Genomic DNA, 20,387 nt, shown 5'->3' with positions numbered 1-20,387 from the left:
TGTCTATCTGAGTTGTGATAGACGTTGTTTCGCCGGACTCTTACACAAGACACTTGAATGTGTTTGTTTTGAGAACTCGTTTTTATCTTTCGATAAAAACTTAAAATAAATCAATCATTCGATTGAATTTACTAGTCAGCTTTCCAGATTGTTAAAGAGCATTGTGTTTCTTTCGAACCACTTCTTAAAGACACTCGGTAGTGTGTTTAAGAAGTGGTGGAGCTATGCGGGATCGAACCGCAGACCTCCTGCGTGCAAGGCAGGCGCTCTCCCAGCTGAGCTATAACCCCATCGAAACAAAAGACTTAACCATCACTTTCTCTGGGAGAGAAAGTGGTGGGTCTGAGTGGACTCGAACCACCGACCTCACCCTTATCAGGGGTGCGCTCTAACCACCTGAGCTACAGACCCAAGTCTTTTTGCGTTCTTTACTATTAACCAAGCAATCTGTGTGGACACTACGCAAAGCGCAGTCTTTTTTGTAAGGAGGTGATCCAGCCCCAGGTTCCCCTAGGGCTACCTTGTTACGACTTCACCCCAGTCATGAACCACACCGTGGTAAACGCCCTCCCGAAGGTTAAGCTATCTACTTCTGGTGCAGCCCACTCCCATGGTGTGACGGGCGGTGTGTACAAGGCCCGGGAACGTATTCACCGTGGCATTCTGATCCACGATTACTAGCGATTCCGACTTCACGGAGTCGAGTTGCAGACTCCGATCCGGACTACGACATACTTTCTGGGATTCGCTCCACCTCGCGGTCTTGCTGCCCTCTGTATATGCCATTGTAGCACGTGTGTAGCCCTACTCGTAAGGGCCATGATGACTTGACGTCGTCCCCACCTTCCTCCGGTTTATCACCGGCAGTCTCCCTGGAGTTCCCACCCGAAGTGCTGGCAAACAAGGATAAGGGTTGCGCTCGTTGCGGGACTTAACCCAACATTTCACAACACGAGCTGACGACAGCCATGCAGCACCTGTCTCAGAGTTCCCGAAGGCACACTCGAATCTCTTCAAGCTTCTCTGGATGTCAAGAGTAGGTAAGGTTCTTCGCGTTGCATCGAATTAAACCACATGCTCCACCGCTTGTGCGGGCCCCCGTCAATTCATTTGAGTTTTAATCTTGCGACCGTACTCCCCAGGCGGTCTACTTAACGCGTTAGCTCCGAAAGCCACGGCTCAAGGCCACAACCTCCAAGTAGACATCGTTTACGGCGTGGACTACCAGGGTATCTAATCCTGTTTGCTCCCCACGCTTTCGCATCTGAGCGTCAGTCTTTGTCCAGGGGGCCGCCTTCGCCACTGGTATTCCTTCAGATCTCTACGCATTTCACCGCTACACCTGAAATTCTACCCCCCTCTACAAGACTCTAGCCTGCCAGTTTCAAATGCAATTCCGAGGTTAAGCCCCGGGCTTTCACATCTGACTTAACAGGCCGCCTGCATGCGCTTTACGCCCAGTAATTCCGATTAACGCTCGCACCCTCCGTATTACCGCGGCTGCTGGCACGGAGTTAGCCGGTGCTTCTTCTGTAGGTAACGTCAAATAGTGCAGGTGTTAACTACACTACCTTCCTCCCTACTGAAAGTGCTTTACAACCCGAAGGCCTTCTTCACACACGCGGCATGGCTGCATCAGGGTTTCCCCCATTGTGCAATATTCCCCACTGCTGCCTCCCGTAGGAGTCTGGACCGTGTCTCAGTTCCAGTGTGGCTGATCATCCTCTCAGACCAGCTAGGGATCGTTGCCTTGGTGAGCCATTACCTCACCAACAAGCTAATCCCACCTGGGCTAATCCTGACGCGAGAGGCCCGAAGGTCCCCCTCTTTGCTCCGAAGAGATTATGCGGTATTAGCTATCGTTTCCAATAGTTATCCCCCACATCAGGGCATATTCCCAGGCATTACTCACCCGTCCGCCGCTCGCCGCCCTTAACGTTCCCCGAAGGTTCAGTTAAGTCGCTGCCGCTCGACTTGCATGTGTTAGGCCTGCCGCCAGCGTTCAATCTGAGCCATGATCAAACTCTTCAATTAAAGTTTTGTTGTATCTAACGATACGGCTCAATGAATACTGTTAATTCATCATAAAATGATGAATGAATTGACTGTGCTGATACTTACGTATCACTTGGTCACTCAGTTTCATTGATTAAATCTTTTAGACTAAATCATTTTACGAGTGCCCACACAGATTGCATGGTCAAATTGTTAAAGAACGTTGACTATTCAATGCCTTAGCCTTTTGTGCTTCAGCAAGTCAGGTGGCGTATAATACGCTTTTCTGATATTCAGTCAAGATAAAATTTTCAACTTTTTCACCAAGTGGTTAAAAAGTAAAAACCTTATATTGACGTCGCTCACATTCCAATCAGCGGGAGCGAAATAAAAGCCCGCTCAGCAAAGCGGGCTTTCAAAATGGCCGCTTGGCGATGTCCTACTCTCACATGGGGAGACCCCACACTACCATCGGCGCTGCTGCGTTTCACTTCTGAGTTCGGCATGGATTCAGGTGGGACCACAGCGCTAAGGTCGCCAAGCAAATTCTTTTTCGTTACGAGTGTCGAGATTTCTCGATACGAGACTCCTAACGTTACAATCTTAAAAACTGACTATCGCGATACTCGATAACTCGATTCTCGCGGTCTCAAACTTACATTCAAGTGTTTGTGGAGTCCGATAAAACCCCTTGGGTGTTGTATGGTTAAGCCTCACGGGCAATTAGTACAGGTTAGCTCAACGCCTCACAGCGCTTACACACCCTGCCTATCTACGTCGTAGTCTCCAACAACCCTTTAGGATACTTAAAGTATCAGGGATGACTCATCTTGAGGCTCGCTTCCCGCTTAGATGCTTTCAGCGGTTATCGATTCCGAACTTAGCTACCGGGCAATGCGTCTGGCGACACAACCCGAACACCAGAGGTTCGTCCACTCCGGTCCTCTCGTACTAGGAGCAGCCCCTCTCAATCATCCAACGCCCACGGCAGATAGGGACCGAACTGTCTCACGACGTTCTAAACCCAGCTCGCGTACCACTTTAAATGGCGAACAGCCATACCCTTGGGACCGACTTCAGCCCCAGGATGTGATGAGCCGACATCGAGGTGCCAAACACCGCCGTCGATATGAACTCTTGGGCGGTATCAGCCTGTTATCCCCGGAGTACCTTTTATCCGTTGAGCGATGGCCCTTCCATACAGAACCACCGGATCACTATGACCTGCTTTCGCACCTGCTCGAACCGTCATTCTCGCAGTTAAGCGGGCTTATGCCATTGCACTAACCTCACGATGTCCGACCGTGATTAGCCCACCTTCGTGCTCCTCCGTTACTCTTTGGGAGGAGACCGCCCCAGTCAAACTACCCACCAGGCACTGTCCTCACCCCAGATGATGGGGCCAAGTTAGAACATCAACACTACAAGGGTGGTATTTCAAGGACGACTCCACGCAAACTGGCGTCTGCGTTTCAAAGTCTCCCACCTATCCTACACATGTAGGGTCAATGTTCAGTGCCAAGCTGTAGTAAAGGTTCACGGGGTCTTTCCGTCTAGCCGCGGGTACGCTGCATCTTCACAGCGATTTCAATTTCACTGAGTCTCGGGTGGAGACAGCGTGGCCATCATTACGCCATTCGTGCAGGTCGGAACTTACCCGACAAGGAATTTCGCTACCTTAGGACCGTTATAGTTACGGCCGCCGTTTACCGGGGCTTCGATCAAGAGCTTCGACTTACGTCTAACCCCATCAATTAACCTTCCGGCACCGGGCAGGCGTCACACCGTATACGTCATCTTTCGATTTTGCACAGTGCTGTGTTTTTAATAAACAGTTGCAGCCACCTGGTATCTGCGACTCTCGACAGCTCCATCCGCGAGGGACTTCACCGTTAAGAGCGTACCTTCTCCCGAAGTTACGGTACCATTTTGCCTAGTTCCTTCACCCGAGTTCTCTCAAGCGCCTTGGTATTCTCTACCCGACCACCTGTGTCGGTTTGGGGTACGATTTCTTACTATCTGAAGCTTAGAGGCTTTTCCCGGAAGCATGGCATCAATGACTTCGCTACCGTAGTAGCTCGACATCGTATCTCAGTGTTAATGATGAACCGGATTTGCCTAATTCATCCACCTACGTACTTGGACCTGGACAACCGTCGCCAGGCTCACCTAGCCTTCTCCGTCCCCCCATCGCAATAGTAAGAAGTACGGGAATATTAACCCGTTTCCCATCGACTACGCCTTTCGGCCTCGCCTTAGGGGTCGACTCACCCTGCCCCGATTAACGTTGGACAGGAACCCTTGGTCTTCCGGCGAGGGAGTTTTTCACTCCCTTTGTCGTTACTCATGTCAGCATTCGCACTTCTGATACCTCCAGCACACTTTACAATGCACCTTCGACGGCTTACAGAACGCTCCCCTACCCAATGTGCAAAGCACATTGCCGCAGCTTCGGTGTATAGCTTAGCCCCGTTAAATCTTCCGCGCAGGCCGACTCGACCAGTGAGCTATTACGCTTTCTTTAAATGATGGCTGCTTCTAAGCCAACATCCTGGCTGTCTGAGCCTTCCCACATCGTTTCCCACTTAGCTATAACTTTGGGACCTTAGCTGGCGGTCTGGGTTGTTTCCCTCTTCACGACGGACGTTAGCACCCGCCGTGTGTCTCCCGGATAGTACTTACTGGTATTCGGAGTTTGCAAAGGGTTGGTAAGTCGGGATGACCCCCTAGCCTTAACAGTGCTCTACCCCCAGTAGTATTCGTCCGAGGCGCTACCTAAATAGCTTTCGGGGAGAACCAGCTATCTCCGAGTTTGATTGGCCTTTCACCCCTAGCCACAAGTCATCCGCTAATTTTTCAACATTAGTCGGTTCGGTCCTCCAATTGATGTTACTCAATCTTCAACCTGCCCATGGCTAGATCACTCGGTTTCGGGTCTAATCCTAGCAACTATGACGCCCAGTTAAGACTCGGTTTCCCTACGGCTCCCCTAGATGGTTAACCTTGCTACTAAAATTAAGTCGCTGACCCATTATACAAAAGGTACGCAGTCACAGGACAAGCCTGCTCCTACTGCTTGTACGTACACGGTTTCAGGTTCTATTTCACTCCCCTCACAGGGGTACTTTTCGCCTTTCCCTCACGGTACTGGTTCACTATCGGTCAGTCAGGAGTATTTAGCCTTGGAGGATGGTCCCCCCATATTCAGACAGGATAACACGTGTCCCGTCCTACTCGATTTCACTGATAAAGCGCTGTTGGTTACGGGGCTATCACCCTTTATTGCCATGCTTTCCAGCATGTTCCACCTAACGCAAGATTAGCTTAAGGGCTAATCCGGTTTCGCTCGCCGCTACTGCCGGAATCTCGGTTGATTTCTCTTCCTCGGGGTACTTAGATGTTTCAGTTCCCCCGGTTCGCCTCACAATGCTATGAATTCACATTGAGATAACTGCTTATGCAGCTGGGTTTCCCCATTCGGAAATCGTAGACTCAAGTGGCTCTTACTGCCTCATCTACGCTTATCGCAAGTTAGTACGTCCTTCATCGCCTCTGACTGCCCAGGCATCCACCGTGTACGCTTAGTCACTTAACCATACAACCCCAAGAGGTTTCGTATGTTCAAACAACCAAGGTTGTCTATCTGAGTTGTGATAGACGTTGTTTCGCCGGACTCTTACACAAGACACTTGAATGTGTTTGTTTTGAGAACTCGTTTTTATCTTTCGATAAAAACTTAAAATAAATCAATCATTCGATTGAATTTACTAGTCAGCTTTCCAGATTGTTAAAGAGCATTGTGTTTCTTTCGAACCACTTTTTAAAAACTCTCGCAAGAGTGCTTAAAGAGTGGTGGGCGATACCGGGCTCGAACCAGTGACCCCCTCCTTGTAAGGGAGGTGCTCTCCCAACTGAGCTAATCGCCCTCCGAAGTTTTACATCTTCGAGGAGAAGATGGTGGGTCGTGCAGGATTCGAACCTGCGACCAATTGATTAAAAGTCAACTGCTCTACCAACTGAGCTAACGACCCGTGGCGTCCCGTAGGGGAGTCGAACCCCTGTTACCGCCGTGAAAGGGCGGTGTCCTAGGCCTCTAGACGAACGGGACACTGTTCGTACTTAATGTTGTTGGGCAACATTAAGTGGCTCTTTTACATTTCAACCAAGCAATCTGTGTGGACACTACGCAAAGCGCAGTCTTTTTTGTAAGGAGGTGATCCAGCCCCAGGTTCCCCTAGGGCTACCTTGTTACGACTTCACCCCAGTCATGAACCACACCGTGGTAAACGCCCTCCCGAAGGTTAAGCTATCTACTTCTGGTGCAGCCCACTCCCATGGTGTGACGGGCGGTGTGTACAAGGCCCGGGAACGTATTCACCGTGGCATTCTGATCCACGATTACTAGCGATTCCGACTTCACGGAGTCGAGTTGCAGACTCCGATCCGGACTACGACATACTTTCTGGGATTCGCTCCACCTCGCGGTCTTGCTGCCCTCTGTATATGCCATTGTAGCACGTGTGTAGCCCTACTCGTAAGGGCCATGATGACTTGACGTCGTCCCCACCTTCCTCCGGTTTATCACCGGCAGTCTCCCTGGAGTTCCCACCCGAAGTGCTGGCAAACAAGGATAAGGGTTGCGCTCGTTGCGGGACTTAACCCAACATTTCACAACACGAGCTGACGACAGCCATGCAGCACCTGTCTCAGAGTTCCCGAAGGCACACTCGAATCTCTTCAAGCTTCTCTGGATGTCAAGAGTAGGTAAGGTTCTTCGCGTTGCATCGAATTAAACCACATGCTCCACCGCTTGTGCGGGCCCCCGTCAATTCATTTGAGTTTTAATCTTGCGACCGTACTCCCCAGGCGGTCTACTTAACGCGTTAGCTCCGAAAGCCACGGCTCAAGGCCACAACCTCCAAGTAGACATCGTTTACGGCGTGGACTACCAGGGTATCTAATCCTGTTTGCTCCCCACGCTTTCGCATCTGAGCGTCAGTCTTTGTCCAGGGGGCCGCCTTCGCCACTGGTATTCCTTCAGATCTCTACGCATTTCACCGCTACACCTGAAATTCTACCCCCCTCTACAAGACTCTAGCCTGCCAGTTTCAAATGCAATTCCGAGGTTAAGCCCCGGGCTTTCACATCTGACTTAACAGGCCGCCTGCATGCGCTTTACGCCCAGTAATTCCGATTAACGCTCGCACCCTCCGTATTACCGCGGCTGCTGGCACGGAGTTAGCCGGTGCTTCTTCTGTAGGTAACGTCAAATAGTGCAGGTGTTAACTACACTACCTTCCTCCCTACTGAAAGTGCTTTACAACCCGAAGGCCTTCTTCACACACGCGGCATGGCTGCATCAGGGTTTCCCCCATTGTGCAATATTCCCCACTGCTGCCTCCCGTAGGAGTCTGGACCGTGTCTCAGTTCCAGTGTGGCTGATCATCCTCTCAGACCAGCTAGGGATCGTTGCCTTGGTGAGCCATTACCTCACCAACAAGCTAATCCCACCTGGGCTAATCCTGACGCGAGAGGCCCGAAGGTCCCCCTCTTTGCTCCGAAGAGATTATGCGGTATTAGCTATCGTTTCCAATAGTTATCCCCCACATCAGGGCATATTCCCAGGCATTACTCACCCGTCCGCCGCTCGCCGCCCTTAACGTTCCCCGAAGGTTCAGTTAAGTCGCTGCCGCTCGACTTGCATGTGTTAGGCCTGCCGCCAGCGTTCAATCTGAGCCATGATCAAACTCTTCAATTAAAGTTTTGTTGTATCTAATGATACGGCTCAATGAATACTGTTAATTCATCATAAATGATGAATGAATTGACTGTGCTGATACCGAAGTATCACTTGGTCACTCAGTTTCATTGATTAAATCTTTTAGACTAAATCATTTCACGAGTGCCCACACAGATTGCATGGTCAAATTGTTAAAGAACGTTGACTATTCAATGCCTTAGCGTTTTGTGCTTCAGCAAGTCAGGTGGCGTATAATACGCTTTTCTGATATTCAGTCAAGATAAAATTTTCAACTTTTTCACCAAGTGGTTAAAAAATAAAAACCTTATATTGACGTCGCTCACATTCCAATCAGTGGGAGCGAAATAAAAGCCCGCTCAGCAAAGCGGGCTTTCAAAATGGGCGCTTGGCGATGTCCTACTCTCACATGGGGAGACCCCACACTACCATCGGCGCTGCTGCGTTTCACTTCTGAGTTCGGCATGGATTCAGGTGGGACCACAGCGCTAAGGTCGCCAAGCAAATTCTTTTTCGTTACGAGTGTCGAGATTTCTCGATACGAGACTCCTAACGTTACAATCTTAAAAACTGACTATCGCGATACTCGATAACTCGATTCTCGCGGTCTCAAACTTACATTCAAGTGTTTGTGGAGTCCGATAAAACCCCTTGGGTGTTGTATGGTTAAGCCTCACGGGCAATTAGTACAGGTTAGCTCAACGCCTCACAGCGCTTACACACCCTGCCTATCTACGTCGTAGTCTCCAACAACCCTTTAGGATACTTATAGTATCAGGGATGACTCATCTTGAGGCTCGCTTCCCGCTTAGATGCTTTCAGCGGTTATCGATTCCGAACTTAGCTACCGGGCAATGCGTCTGGCGACACAACCCGAACACCAGAGGTTCGTCCACTCCGGTCCTCTCGTACTAGGAGCAGCCCCTCTCAATCATCCAACGCCCACGGCAGATAGGGACCGAACTGTCTCACGACGTTCTAAACCCAGCTCGCGTACCACTTTAAATGGCGAACAGCCATACCCTTGGGACCGACTTCAGCCCCAGGATGTGATGAGCCGACATCGAGGTGCCAAACACCGCCGTCGATATGAACTCTTGGGCGGTATCAGCCTGTTATCCCCGGAGTACCTTTTATCCGTTGAGCGATGGCCCTTCCATACAGAACCACCGGATCACTATGACCTGCTTTCGCACCTGCTCGAACCGTCATTCTCGCAGTTAAGCGGGCTTATGCCATTGCACTAACCTCACGATGTCCGACCGTGATTAGCCCACCTTCGTGCTCCTCCGTTACTCTTTGGGAGGAGACCGCCCCAGTCCAACTACCCACCAGGCACTGTCCTCACCCCAGATGATGGGGCCAAGTTAGAACATCAACACTACAAGGGTGGTATTTCAAGGACGACTCCACGCAAACTGGCGTCTGCGTTTCAAAGTCTCCCACCTATCCTACACATGTAGGGTCAATGTTCAGTGCCAAGCTGTAGTAAAGGTTCACGGGGTCTTTCCGTCTAGCCGCGGGTACGCTGCATCTTCACAGCGATTTCAATTTCACTGAGTCTCGGGTGGAGACAGCGTGGCCATCATTACGCCATTCGTGCAGGTCGGAACTTACCCGACAAGGAATTTCGCTACCTTAGGACCGTTATAGTTACGGCCGCCGTTTACCGGGGCTTCGATCAAGAGCTTCGACTTACGTCTAACCCCATCAATTAACCTTCCGGCACCGGGCAGGCGTCACACCGTATACGTCATCTTTCGATTTTGCACAGTGCTGTGTTTTTAATAAACAGTTGCAGCCACCTGGTATCTGCGACTCTCGATAGCTCCATCCGCGAGGGACTTCACCATTAAGAGCGTACCTTCTCCCGAAGTTACGGTACCATTTTGCCTAGTTCCTTCACCCGAGTTCTCTCAAGCGCCTTGGTATTCTCTACCCGACCACCTGTGTCGGTTTGGGGTACGATTTCTTACTATCTGAAGCTTAGAGGCTTTTCCCGGAAGCATGGCATCAATGACTTCGCTACCGTAGTAGCTCGACATCGTATCTCAGTGTTAATGATGAACCGGATTTGCCTAATTCATCCACCTACGTACTTGGACCTGGACAACCGTCGCCAGGCTCACCTAGCCTTCTCCGTCCCCCCATCGCAATAGTAAGAAGTACGGGAATATTAACCCGTTTCCCATCGACTACGCCTTTCGGCCTCGCCTTAGGGGTCGACTCACCCTGCCCCGATTAACGTTGGACAGGAACCCTTGGTCTTCCGGCGAGGGAGTTTTTCACTCCCTTTGTCGTTACTCATGTCAGCATTCGCACTTCTGATACCTCCAGCACACTTTACAATGCACCTTCGACGGCTTACAGAACGCTCCCCTACCCAATGTGCATAAGCACATTGCCGCAGCTTCGGTGTATAGCTTAGCCCCGTTAAATCTTCCGCGCAGGCCGACTCGACCAGTGAGCTATTACGCTTTCTTTAAATGATGGCTGCTTCTAAGCCAACATCCTGGCTGTCTGAGCCTTCCCACATCGTTTCCCACTTAGCTATAACTTTGGGACCTTAGCTGGCGGTCTGGGTTGTTTCCCTCTTCACGACGGACGTTAGCACCCGCCGTGTGTCTCCCGGATAGTACTTACTGGTATTCGGAGTTTGCAAAGGGTTGGTAAGTCGGGATGACCCCCTAGCCTTAACAGTGCTCTACCCCCAGTAGTATTCGTCCGAGGCGCTACCTAAATAGCTTTCGGGGAGAACCAGCTATCTCCGAGTTTGATTGGCCTTTCACCCCTAGCCACAAGTCATCCGCTAATTTTTCAACATTAGTCGGTTCGGTCCTCCAATTGATGTTACTCAATCTTCAACCTGCCCATGGCTAGATCACTCGGTTTCGGGTCTAATCCTAGCAACTATGACGCCCAGTTAAGACTCGGTTTCCCTACGGCTCCCCTAGATGGTTAACCTTGCTACTAAAATTAAGTCGCTGACCCATTATACAAAAGGTACGCAGTCACAGGACTAGGCCTGCTCCTACTGCTTGTACGTACACGGTTTCAGGTTCTATTTCACTCCCCTCACAGGGGTACTTTTCGCCTTTCCCTCACGGTACTGGTTCACTATCGGTCAGTCAGGAGTATTTAGCCTTGGAGGATGGTCCCCCCATATTCAGACAGGATAACACGTGTCCCGTCCTACTCGATTTCACTGATAATGCGCTGTTGGTTACGGGGCTATCACCCTTTATTGCCATGCTTTCCAGCATGTTCACCTAACGCAAGATTAGCTTAAGGGCTAATCCGGTTTCGCTCGCCGCTACTGCCGGAATCTCGGTTGATTTCTCTTCCTCGGGGTACTTAGATGTTTCAGTTCCCCCGGTTCGCCTCACAATGCTATGAATTCACATTGAGATAACTGCTTATGCAGTTGGGTTTCCCCATTCGGAAATCGTAGACTCAAGTGGCTCTTACTGCCTCATCTACGCTTATCGCAAGTTAGTACGTCCTTCATCGCCTCTGACTGCCCAGGCATCCACCGTGTACGCTTAGTCACTTAACCATACAACCCCAAGAGGTTTCGTATGGCTCAACAACCAAGGTTTTTATGTTTTCGCCGGACTCTTACACAAGACACTTGAATGTGTTTGTTTTGAGAACTCGTTTTTATCTTTCGATAAAAACTTAAAATAAATCAATCATTCGATTGAATTTACTAGTCAGCTTTCCAGATTGTTAAAGAGCATTGTGTTTCTTTCGAACCACTTCTTAAAGACACTCGGTAGTGTGTTTAAGAAGTGGTGGAGCTATGCGGGATCGAACCGCAGACCTCCTGCGTGCAAGGCAGGCGCTCTCCCAGCTGAGCTATAACCCCATCGAAACAAAAGACTTAACCATCACTTTCTCTGGGAGAGAAAGTGGTGGGTCTGAGTGGACTCGAACCACCGACCTCACCCTTATCAGGGGTGCGCTCTAACCACCTGAGCTACAGACCCAAGTCTTTTTGCGTTCTTTACTATTAACCAAGCAATCTGTGTGGACACTGCGTAAAGCGCAGTCTTTTTTGTAAGGAGGTGATCCAGCCCCAGGTTCCCCTAGGGCTACCTTGTTACGACTTCACCCCAGTCATGAACCACACCGTGGTAAACGCCCTCCCGAAGGTTAAGCTATCTACTTCTGGTGCAGCCCACTCCCATGGTGTGACGGGCGGTGTGTACAAGGCCCGGGAACGTATTCACCGTGGCATTCTGATCCACGATTACTAGCGATTCCGACTTCACGGAGTCGAGTTGCAGACTCCGATCCGGACTACGACATACTTTCTGGGATTCGCTCCACCTCGCGGTCTTGCTGCCCTCTGTATATGCCATTGTAGCACGTGTGTAGCCCTACTCGTAAGGGCCATGATGACTTGACGTCGTCCCCACCTTCCTCCGGTTTATCACCGGCAGTCTCCCTGGAGTTCCCACCCGAAGTGCTGGCAAACAAGGATAAGGGTTGCGCTCGTTGCGGGACTTAACCCAACATTTCACAACACGAGCTGACGACAGCCATGCAGCACCTGTCTCAGAGCTCCCGAAGGCACACTCGAATCTCTTCAAGTTTCTCTGGATGTCAAGAGTAGGTAAGGTTCTTCGCGTTGCATCGAATTAAACCACATGCTCCACCGCTTGTGCGGGCCCCCGTCAATTCATTTGAGTTTTAATCTTGCGACCGTACTCCCCAGGCGGTCTACTTAACGCGTTAGCTCCGAAAGCCACGGCTCAAGGCCACAACCTCCAAGTAGACATCGTTTACGGCGTGGACTACCAGGGTATCTAATCCTGTTTGCTCCCCACGCTTTCGCATCTGAGCGTCAGTCTTTGTCCAGGGGGCCGCCTTCGCCACTGGTATTCCTTCAGATCTCTACGCATTTCACCGCTACACCTGAAATTCTACCCCCCTCTACAAGACTCTAGCCTGCCAGTTTCAAATGCAATTCCGAGGTTAAGCCCCGGGCTTTCACATCTGACTTAACAGGCCGCCTGCATGCGCTTTACGCCCAGTAATTCCGATTAACGCTCGCACCCTCCGTATTACCGCGGCTGCTGGCACGGAGTTAGCCGGTGCTTCTTCTGTAGGTAACGTCAAATAATGCAGGTGTTAACTACACTACCTTCCTCCCTACTGAAAGTGCTTTACAACCCGAAGGCCTTCTTCACACACGCGGCATGGCTGCATCAGGGTTTCCCCATTGTGCAATATTCCCCACTGCTGCCTCCCGTAGGAGTCTGGACCGTGTCTCAGTTCCAGTGTGGCTGATCATCCTCTCAGACCAGCTAGGGATCGTAGCCTTGGTGAGCCATTACCTCACCAACAAGCTAATCCCACCTGGGCTAATCCTGACGCGAGAGGCCCGAAGGTCCCCCTCTTTGCTCCGAAGAGATTATGCGGTATTAGCTATCGTTTCCAATAGTTATCCCCCACATCAGGGCATATTCCCAGGCATTACTCACCCGTCCGCCGCTCGCCGCCCTTAACGTTCCCCGAAGGTTCAGTTAAGTCGCTGCCGCTCGACTTGCATGTGTTAGGCCTGCCGCCAGCGTTCAATCTGAGCCATGATCAAACTCTTCAATTAAAGTTTTGTTGTATCTAACGATACGGCTCAATGAATACTGTTAATTCATCATAAATGATGAATGAATTGACTGTGCTGATACTTACGTATCACTTGGTCACTCAGTTTCATTGATTAAATCTTTTAGACTAAATCATTTCACGAGTGCCCACACAGATTGCATGGTCAAATTGTTAAAGAACAATACTGACTTTCGGTAACCGCTTGCGCCGTTGTCCGTGTCAGTGAGGTCGCATTATAGGGAGAAAGTTTTATCTGACAAGCCTTTTTTTGAAAAAAATTACCGTCTGTTGATAATTTAAACTAATGTGTGAATAAAGGGTGTTTTTACAACATTAGAGTATGGTCACACTCCTTTTCTAGCAATTACATCTTAATAAAAGTAAGATTCTTGTGACCCTGTTGTTAAAATAACCAATAGTGCATTCTTTTCTAATAAATATATGACGATGTAGTTTTCTATGAAGTTAAAAAATCAAATACTCATAACGATCATCGCTATTGCTGTTGTTGGCGCATTAATTTTTAATGCTATCGCCATACCAGCAGCATTAGCGTTTGCTATCGGGACAATAATCTCAGGTCTGACGGTTCTCTTTATGCTTGAGGGTAAAGTACAACCAGCACCGTCGTTGAATAATGCGAGCAAAACACTTTATGTCGGTAACCTACCCTATCGAGCCAATGAAAGTGATGTTAAGGAGCTTTTCTCTGAATACGGCGAAGTCTTTGCGGTTCGTTTAATGAAGGATAAAAGAACGGGTAAACGTAGAGGGTTCGGTTTTGTTGTTATGGCAAGCCAAGAAGCTGAACTTGCCGTCGATAAACTCAATAATAAGGAATACGGTCAACGTACTTTGAAAGTTCGTGAAGCTAATGAACCTAAAAATATGGATAATTCAGACACTGAATAGCACCCAATTTCATTTCTTGTAAACTTTTATTCAGCGCATCTAACCGAGTCGGTTTGGCACTGCAGTAAGTCAAGTTATCCATCTCTTCTAATGCTGCATCTTGTGTAGCACTCTCAGGCAATAGCGATACCACTCGATTGGCTATCGCTTTGCCTGAATCAATAATTGTTACCCCTGCACCACATACCTGCTGGATTTCAGCTCGCATAAGAGGAAAGTGAGTACAGCCCAGTACTATGGTATCTACTTTACCTAACCATGGTGCTAAAATTTGGGCCAATTCATTAAGCGAAACCACCTCACCTTGCAATTTTTCTTCTGCCATCTCCACCAGACGTGTGGTTCCTAACATCAGAACTTGGCAATCCTGAGCAAATTGTTTGACCAAATCATGAGTATAAGGTCGCTCTACGGTCGCAGGCGTTGCTAAAAGACCAATCGATTTACTTAATGAAGCTTGAGCTGCAGGTTTAATGGCTGGAACTACTCCAACAACAGGAATGGTCAGTTGCTGACGTAATGCAGGAAGGACAATGGTACTTGCTGTATTGCAAGCGACAACAACCAGATCGGCTTGATGACGGGCCACCAAGTTAGTAATGATGTGGCAAGCCCGCTCAATCAATACTTGTTGTGGTAGCTCTCCATAAGGAAAAGCCGCATTATCGAATGCATAGATATATTGCGCTTGAGGCAGTCGCGCTCGGATCTCTTGATAGACAGATAACCCACCAACCCCAGAGTCAAAAATTACGACCTTTTTCACGCGACACCATATATCAACAAACATCAAGAGTGCACATCATACTGCGTGCAGAGAAAAAATCGAATCTCTCTTTGTAAAGCTTTACCGATTATTAACCAACTGGTAGCGCAAATAATGAAAACGAGGTTGTCGTTCAACATTGAGCCAATGAAGTTGTAGTGGCTCAGCAAAACAAGGCGCATCCACCACTAAGGTATGAAATTCGCCATCCTCGCCACAAGGATCGGTACTATCAGGAAGTGACTTAACTAGCTCATCGTTATACCACTGACCACAGTACTGGCTGTCTAATTGGCTAGTATCGACAGTAATCAATCGGGTCTTTATCCCTCTTGATACAATCTCTGCTGCCAATTTACTACTGCTTTCACCCAACAGAGGAAAAACACATAGCCAACCAACAGGTTCAATGTAACTACGTCGATAATCTGCAATACCATTACAAAACATATCGCCAAACGCCACCGCATCAAAATCAATCTGACTCTGTTTTAATCCATCCACTACACTTTGTTGGTAAATTTCATTGGGTGGGAAAATTTCAGGCAAGGCAATTAAGACTAAAGGCAAATTCAACAATTGAGCTTGTTTTTCCACTACAGATAATGGTGTGGCTTGGAACGGGACTTCTTCACCAACATAAGTCGTATAGAGACCAACGACTTCATACCGAGGATCTTCTAATAAACGACATAGCATCAAGGTAGAATCTTTCCCAGAAGACCAACTAATAATAACTTTGATTTTTTTCATCATAATAAAAATGATCAGAGCCAGTGGTTAAGGCTGGCTCTGGTAAGTAATTAGAATTGATACGTTGCTGTTGCGTAATAAGTACGCTCTGGAGTGTTATAGCTCGTACGAGTCTGATAATCTGCATCAAACAGATTACCAATACGGCCACGCAGTGTAAGGTGCTCTGTCATATAGTAACTTGCTGCTAGATCCACCAGCGTATAAGCATCCATTTTTTGCTTATTGGTCGCATCTTCATAACTGCTACCATGATAAATAGTATTCACATCAAACTGCCAATCATCAAGCAGATAGCTCATACGCCACTTAGCATTATGTTTAGAGCGACGGATTAATTGATTTCCTGTTGCCGCGTCTTCCGGCTCTAGATAATCATAACTGATATCGTGATAGATAGGGCCTGTTGCAAACCCAGTTGTAAGCTCAACCCCTTTGATTTTAGCTTTGGCCACATTTTGTGGAATCCACATACCCGTTGCATTAGGGGCCCAAGCTATCAATTGGTCAATATCATTGCGGTAAGCTGTAACACTCCAATCTAACAATTGATGATGACCACTTAACCCTAACTCATAATTAGTAGACTCTTCCGGTTGCAGGTCTGGGTTACCACTAACAGGCCAATACAGATCATTAAATGTCGGTGCTTTAAAAGCGGTACCCACACTTGCGTAAGACTTTACTTCTGGTGTGATTTGATAAGATGACCCTAACTGCCAAGTATTATGCCGACCATAGCTTTGGTTATCATCAGTACGAGCACTGCCTTCAAACTGCCAATCTTGTAATTTATAGATAGACGTTAAATAGAAAGCTGTATTGTCGCGTTGATCTTTGCTGTATTGCTGAGTACTGTTCGAAACTTTATCGCGGTGCCATTCTGTTCCACCACCAATTTGCCAATTCTCATTCACTTGATAGTGGTTTTGCCAGTTTGCTAGAAGACGGGTAGTTTTAATCTCACTTCCAACTTCAATGTCATTGTAGTTTTTCGCTTTATCTTGGTTTTGAGCAAGGGTTAGTTCACTCGTGTAACGCTCTGTCGAATAGTTGGCTTTACCTGCAATGTTATAAAGCTCATTCTCCGCTCTCGGATTTGGTTTGTTATTGCCAAAAAAGTCTGCATCATCGTATTCGTTTTTACCTTTATGGAAATAGCCTTGTAGGCTCACTTTCCAATTATCACCCAGATGACGCCCTAGCTCAGCAACAGCATTTTTACTCGTAAAGCCATCTTTATCTTGCTCATAAGGCAGTTGACGCGCAGAGAAGCCATCATTACCTTCTGTTCGAATAGCTAACTTACCCCAACCTTCAGTACCGATTTGTCCTGCAGCAGAAGCACCAACCTGATAATAACCTTCACTGCCGCCACTCACGGTCGCCTGTACTTGTTGCTCACCTGGTTGGTAAGCGGTAATGATATTTAAGACTCCTCCAATCGCATCTGAACCATATAGCGCTGCACGAGAACCACGAATTAGTTCAATACGTTCAATACCGGTAAGAGGGATCTGGCTAAAGTCAGCACTACCTAATGTTGCACTACCAATACGAACCCCATTGATCATCACCAATAAGTGTTTACTAGAAGTACCGCGAACATACACTTCGGTATTTTGCCCCAAGCCACCAGAAACCACTTGAACCCCAGGCAACAAGCGCAGGACTTCTGCCATTGATTTTGCCTGAATCGCATCAATTTCTTCTTTTGTTACAACTGAGATAGGAGCAATAACGGTTTTTAAAGGTTGAGCAAAGCGGTTGGCCGTTACTACCATAACATCATTAGAATCGACATCATCAGCAGCAAAAGCTAACGGTGCAAAGGAAGAGCACAGCGTCGCTACTGACACTGCTAAAAAAGATTTTTTCATTTATGTTTACCTTAAGTCGCGTTGGGTGATTCACTGGTTGGTATTCGGACTTAAGAGCAAGGTATTCACCACCTAGGCAACGACTTCCCATCTTGTTTCTAATATAAATTAGAGCAAAACAGTGTCTGGAACAGCGTCCCTGTTGCGTTCGTTCTCTATCACCGCTGCGCGTCAGTTATGGATTTACACCATATTCCCTCACCTAACTATTAGGCTAACCAGCGCAACAGGCATCCTAGAGAGTGAAGCAAAATCTGTCTAGTCTTGTTTGTTATTGCATAGAAATAATCGAGGTAAACTACACTTTTATCATCCACAGCACTGGACATCAGTGTTCAATCCAATAAAATCTTGCGCTCTTATTTTGAGCAGTAGAGGCACTTACTATGGCATCCAGCGTTTTTAATACTGCGGATTACCAGCACCAGTTGGACGAAAAAGCACAACGTATTCAAAACATCTTTGCGGATTTCGACACCCCAGAGCTAGAGGTATATGCCTCCCCTGCTGAGCATTACCGTATGCGTGCAGAGTTTCGAGTTTGGCATGAAGGCGAAGATCTGTATTACATCATGTTTAATCAGCAGACTCGCGAAAAATATCGTGTAGACCAATTCCCTGCAGCAAGTCGTTTAATCAATGACTTAATGCCTCTATTGATTGAAGCGGTAAAACCTCATCGTTCACTACGCCACAAGCTATTCCAAGTGGATTTTCTTTCTACCCTAAGTGGTGAAATCTTAGTATCAATGCTGTATCACCGCCAGCTTGATGAAGAGTGGGAAACTCTAGCTAAAGCGCTTAAACAGCAACTAAACGATGAAGGCTTCAAGTTAAATATTATTGGTCGTGCTCGTAAGCAAAAGAAAGTACTAGACCAAGAGTTTGTGATTGAAAAGCTAAATGTGTTTGATCGCACATTAACCTATAAGCAGGTTGAAAATAGCTTTACTCAACCAAATGGAACTGTAGCCCAAAAGATGTTGGAGTGGGCAGTAGATTGTACTCGTGACAGCCAAGGTGACTTATTAGAGCTTTACTGTGGTAACGGTAACTTCTCTTTGGCCTTAGCACAAAATTTTGAACGCGTATTAGCAACAGAATTAGCAAAACCTTCGGTCGAATCTGCTCAATATAATATTGCGGTGAATAACATCAATAATGTTCAGATCATCCGTATGTCAGCAGAAGAATTTACTGAAGCGATGGAAGGTCGTCGCGAATTCCGCCGCTTAAAAGATAATAACATCGATCTACAGAGCTATAACTGCAATACGATCTTTGTTGATCCACCTCGATCTGGTATGGATGAAGGGACTTGTCGTATGGTTCAAGGTTACGAGCGTATTATGTACATCTCATGTAACCCAGAAACACTAAAAGAGAACCTAGATATTTTAAGCGAAACTCACCGTATTACTCGCTTTGCACTGTTTGATCAGTTCCCGTATACCCATCATATGGAAGCGGGCGTATTTCTTGAGCGTAAATAAACGTTAGCTGAAATAGATTGATCAAAAAAGGCGCTCAGTGAGCGCCTTTTTTAGTTAAGAACAAATCATTACTTTTGCTCTTGGATCTCTTCCTTTTTACCTTCCATAATGCCTAGCTTGTAGGTCACCCAGAACAGCAATACCAATGCAATCATTAGTGAAATAAAGTTAGAGCCCATCTCTGGCGTCATTGCGCGTTGGAAACCTGAGTAACCAAAAGCACCAATAAAGAAACACGCCGTTGCAACTGCGGGTGTGCCTTCTACCATAGGCTTACGTAAATACTCTTGGTATAGACAGTACACTGCCATACCAAATGCGATCACTGGGAAAATCGAAAAAGCTACATGGCTTGAAAAGAAAACAGCCAATGTCGCATTACCACATAAGCCCGCTAACAAAGATAAAATCAGTGTTTTGCGCTCTGCTTTAATTTGTTGCTTATCCATATCCATCATCACCAACTAGAGGGTTAGAGTTTCTGCCTGAGCTCACGACGCTCACGCTCTTTGCGGTACCAATAGGCACCCTTTGCAATCATACGTAATTGCATAATCAGTCGCTCCGCATGCTCAGCACGCGCGTGACTGTCAAGATCCAGTGCTTCAGCTCCTGAGCTAAACACCAAAGTGACTGATGCCTCAGCCTGAGTAAACGCCTCTTCGTGAGTTACTCCGGTTTTGGCCTCTAAGTATTCCGTCAGTTCTGCAACAAAATGTTGGATCTCTCGCGCCACCGCTGCACGGAATGCGGTAGATGTACCCGAGCGCTCTCGCAGTAATAAGCGAAAGACGTTTGGACTACTCTCAATAAATTCCATAAAGGTCTCTACCGAGGTTCGAATAACACTGCCTTCCGTTGCAATTCGCTGACGAGCTTGACGCATTAACTGACGGAGAATTAAGCCACCTTCATCAACCATGGTAAGGCCAAGCTCATCCATATCTTTAAAATGACGATAAAAAGAGGTAGGCGCAATACCGGCCTCTCGAGCCACTTCGCGTAGACTTAGACTGGAGAAACTACGATCGGCACTGAGTTGACCAAAAGCGGCATCGATCAATGCACGTCGTGTTTTTTCTTTTTGTTGAGCCCTAATTCCCATGAATGTTCTGTATCTCTGTGATCTGTACCAATATTACCTATGGTGTTAATTCACTAGTTAAAAATCTAGTCATTAACAGTGAATCATAGTAATCCTGATAAAGACTGAATCA

The 20,387-nt window shown here is 47.6% G+C and carries 7 protein-coding genes, 7 tRNA genes, 7 rRNA genes and 1 riboswitch; of the genes, 2 read left to right on the top strand and 19 right to left on the bottom strand.

Translation table 11 applies throughout. The features are described from left to right. Positions 1 to 214 precede the first annotated feature (214 nt). The 14 genes from WAX86_RS01075 to WAX86_RS01010 all read right to left on the bottom strand — a co-directional run bounded on the left by WAX86_RS01075 (position 215) and on the right by WAX86_RS01010 (position 13,364). Positions 215 to 290, bottom strand: a tRNA-Ala gene (locus WAX86_RS01075). A 44-nt stretch (positions 291 to 334) separates the two neighbouring features. Continuing rightward, a tRNA-Ile gene (locus tag WAX86_RS01070) sits at positions 335 to 411 on the bottom strand. Positions 412 to 482: 71 nt separating this feature from the next. Then, a 16S ribosomal RNA gene (locus tag WAX86_RS01065) occupies positions 483 to 2,034 on the bottom strand. 387 nt (positions 2,035 to 2,421) lie between these two features. Further along, positions 2,422 to 2,537 (bottom strand): 5S ribosomal RNA (rrf, locus tag WAX86_RS01060). 160 nt (positions 2,538 to 2,697) lie between these two features. Next, positions 2,698 to 5,590: ribosomal RNA gene (locus tag WAX86_RS01055) — 23S ribosomal RNA — on the bottom strand. A gap of 255 nt (positions 5,591 to 5,845) precedes the next feature. Further along, positions 5,846 to 5,921, bottom strand: a tRNA-Val gene (locus WAX86_RS01050). 29 nt (positions 5,922 to 5,950) lie between these two features. Continuing rightward, positions 5,951 to 6,026, bottom strand: a tRNA-Lys gene (locus WAX86_RS01045). A gap of 1 nt (position 6,027) precedes the next feature. Next, positions 6,028 to 6,103, bottom strand: a tRNA-Glu gene (locus WAX86_RS01040). 98 nt (positions 6,104 to 6,201) lie between these two features. Then, positions 6,202 to 7,753: ribosomal RNA gene (locus WAX86_RS01035) — 16S ribosomal RNA — on the bottom strand. A 386-nt stretch (positions 7,754 to 8,139) separates the two neighbouring features. Then, a 5S ribosomal RNA gene (gene rrf, locus WAX86_RS01030) occupies positions 8,140 to 8,255 on the bottom strand. 160 nt (positions 8,256 to 8,415) lie between these two features. Beyond that, positions 8,416 to 11,309 (bottom strand): 23S ribosomal RNA (locus WAX86_RS01025). 236 nt (positions 11,310 to 11,545) lie between these two features. Then, a tRNA-Ala gene (locus tag WAX86_RS01020) sits at positions 11,546 to 11,621 on the bottom strand. A gap of 44 nt (positions 11,622 to 11,665) precedes the next feature. Further along, positions 11,666 to 11,742, bottom strand: a tRNA-Ile gene (locus tag WAX86_RS01015). A 71-nt stretch (positions 11,743 to 11,813) separates the two neighbouring features. Further along, positions 11,814 to 13,364, bottom strand: a 16S ribosomal RNA gene (locus WAX86_RS01010). Together the 16S, 23S and 5S rRNA genes with 7 tRNA genes alongside form the textbook arrangement of a ribosomal RNA operon. A 461-nt stretch (positions 13,365 to 13,825) precedes the next feature. Here WAX86_RS01010 and WAX86_RS01005 point away from each other — a divergent pair. Continuing rightward, on the top strand, positions 13,826 to 14,278 hold the full coding sequence (locus WAX86_RS01005; protein WP_044179099.1) for an RNA-binding protein: 453 nt from the start codon (positions 13,826 to 13,828) through the stop codon (positions 14,276 to 14,278). Here the strand turns inward: WAX86_RS01005 and murI are convergent. From murI to WAX86_RS00990, 3 genes are read right to left on the bottom strand one after another with little or no spacing between them, the layout of a single operon-like run. Next, the gene (gene murI, locus WAX86_RS01000; protein ID WP_044179096.1) at positions 14,247 to 15,068 is read right to left on the bottom strand and encodes a glutamate racemase; all 822 of its coding nucleotides are present in this window, start codon (positions 15,066 to 15,068) and stop codon (positions 14,247 to 14,249) included. The two genes, WAX86_RS01005 and murI, sit on opposite strands and share 32 nt — an antisense overlap. A gap of 57 nt (positions 15,069 to 15,125) precedes the next feature. Then, the gene (locus tag WAX86_RS00995; RefSeq protein WP_341489363.1) at positions 15,126 to 15,797 is read right to left on the bottom strand and encodes an ATPase; all 672 of its coding nucleotides are present in this window, start codon (positions 15,795 to 15,797) and stop codon (positions 15,126 to 15,128) included. A 50-nt stretch (positions 15,798 to 15,847) separates the two neighbouring features. Beyond that, the gene (locus WAX86_RS00990) at positions 15,848 to 17,677 is read right to left on the bottom strand and encodes a TonB-dependent receptor domain-containing protein (RefSeq protein WP_138241399.1); all 1,830 of its coding nucleotides are present in this window, start codon (positions 17,675 to 17,677) and stop codon (positions 15,848 to 15,850) included. A 17-nt stretch (positions 17,678 to 17,694) separates the two neighbouring features. After that, positions 17,695 to 17,915, bottom strand: a riboswitch (cobalamin riboswitch). Positions 17,916 to 18,063: 148 nt separating this feature from the next. Here WAX86_RS00990 and trmA point away from each other — a divergent pair. Further along, positions 18,064 to 19,170 carry a tRNA (uridine(54)-C5)-methyltransferase TrmA gene (gene trmA, locus WAX86_RS00985; protein WP_237034916.1) on the top strand — a complete coding sequence of 369 codons (1,107 nt, stop codon included), beginning with the start codon at positions 18,064 to 18,066 and terminating at the stop codon, positions 19,168 to 19,170. 68 nt (positions 19,171 to 19,238) lie between these two features. On the opposite strand, the gene WAX86_RS00980 is transcribed toward trmA, so the two are convergent. Together WAX86_RS00980 and fabR are read right to left on the bottom strand one after the other, a co-directional pair. Continuing rightward, positions 19,239 to 19,619: a YijD family membrane protein gene (locus WAX86_RS00980; protein WP_036765178.1), complete on the bottom strand. Its 381-nt coding sequence runs from the start codon at positions 19,617 to 19,619 to the stop codon at positions 19,239 to 19,241. 23 nt (positions 19,620 to 19,642) lie between these two features. Beyond that, positions 19,643 to 20,275: an HTH-type transcriptional repressor FabR gene (gene fabR, locus WAX86_RS00975; protein WP_005301890.1), complete on the bottom strand. Its 633-nt coding sequence runs from the start codon at positions 20,273 to 20,275 to the stop codon at positions 19,643 to 19,645. Positions 20,276 to 20,387: the final 112 nt, after the last annotated feature.

The sequence above is a fragment of the Photobacterium damselae subsp. damselae genome (genome assembly GCF_038086725.1).
In the GTDB taxonomy this organism is placed as follows: domain Bacteria; phylum Pseudomonadota; class Gammaproteobacteria; order Enterobacterales; family Vibrionaceae; genus Photobacterium; species Photobacterium damselae.
Note: the sequence above shows the minus strand (reverse complement) of the source record. Positions and strands in the feature narration are given on the sequence as shown.

Coding starts and splice junctions, on each gene's coding strand:
- trmA (WP_237034916.1), top strand. CDS start 18,064: ATGGCATCCAGCGTTTTTAATACTGCGGATTACCAGCACCAGTTGGAC.
- WAX86_RS00995 (WP_341489363.1), bottom strand. CDS start 15,797: ATGAAAAAAATCAAAGTTATTATTAGTTGGTCTTCTGGGAAAGATTCT.
- WAX86_RS00980 (WP_036765178.1), bottom strand. CDS start 19,619: ATGGATAAGCAACAAATTAAAGCAGAGCGCAAAACACTGATTTTATCT.
- fabR (WP_005301890.1), bottom strand. CDS start 20,275: ATGGGAATTAGGGCTCAACAAAAAGAAAAAACACGACGTGCATTGATC.
- WAX86_RS01005 (WP_044179099.1), top strand. CDS start 13,826: ATGAAGTTAAAAAATCAAATACTCATAACGATCATCGCTATTGCTGTT.
- murI (WP_044179096.1), bottom strand. CDS start 15,068: ATGTTTGTTGATATATGGTGTCGCGTGAAAAAGGTCGTAATTTTTGAC.
- WAX86_RS00990 (WP_138241399.1), bottom strand. CDS start 17,677: ATGAAAAAATCTTTTTTAGCAGTGTCAGTAGCGACGCTGTGCTCTTCC.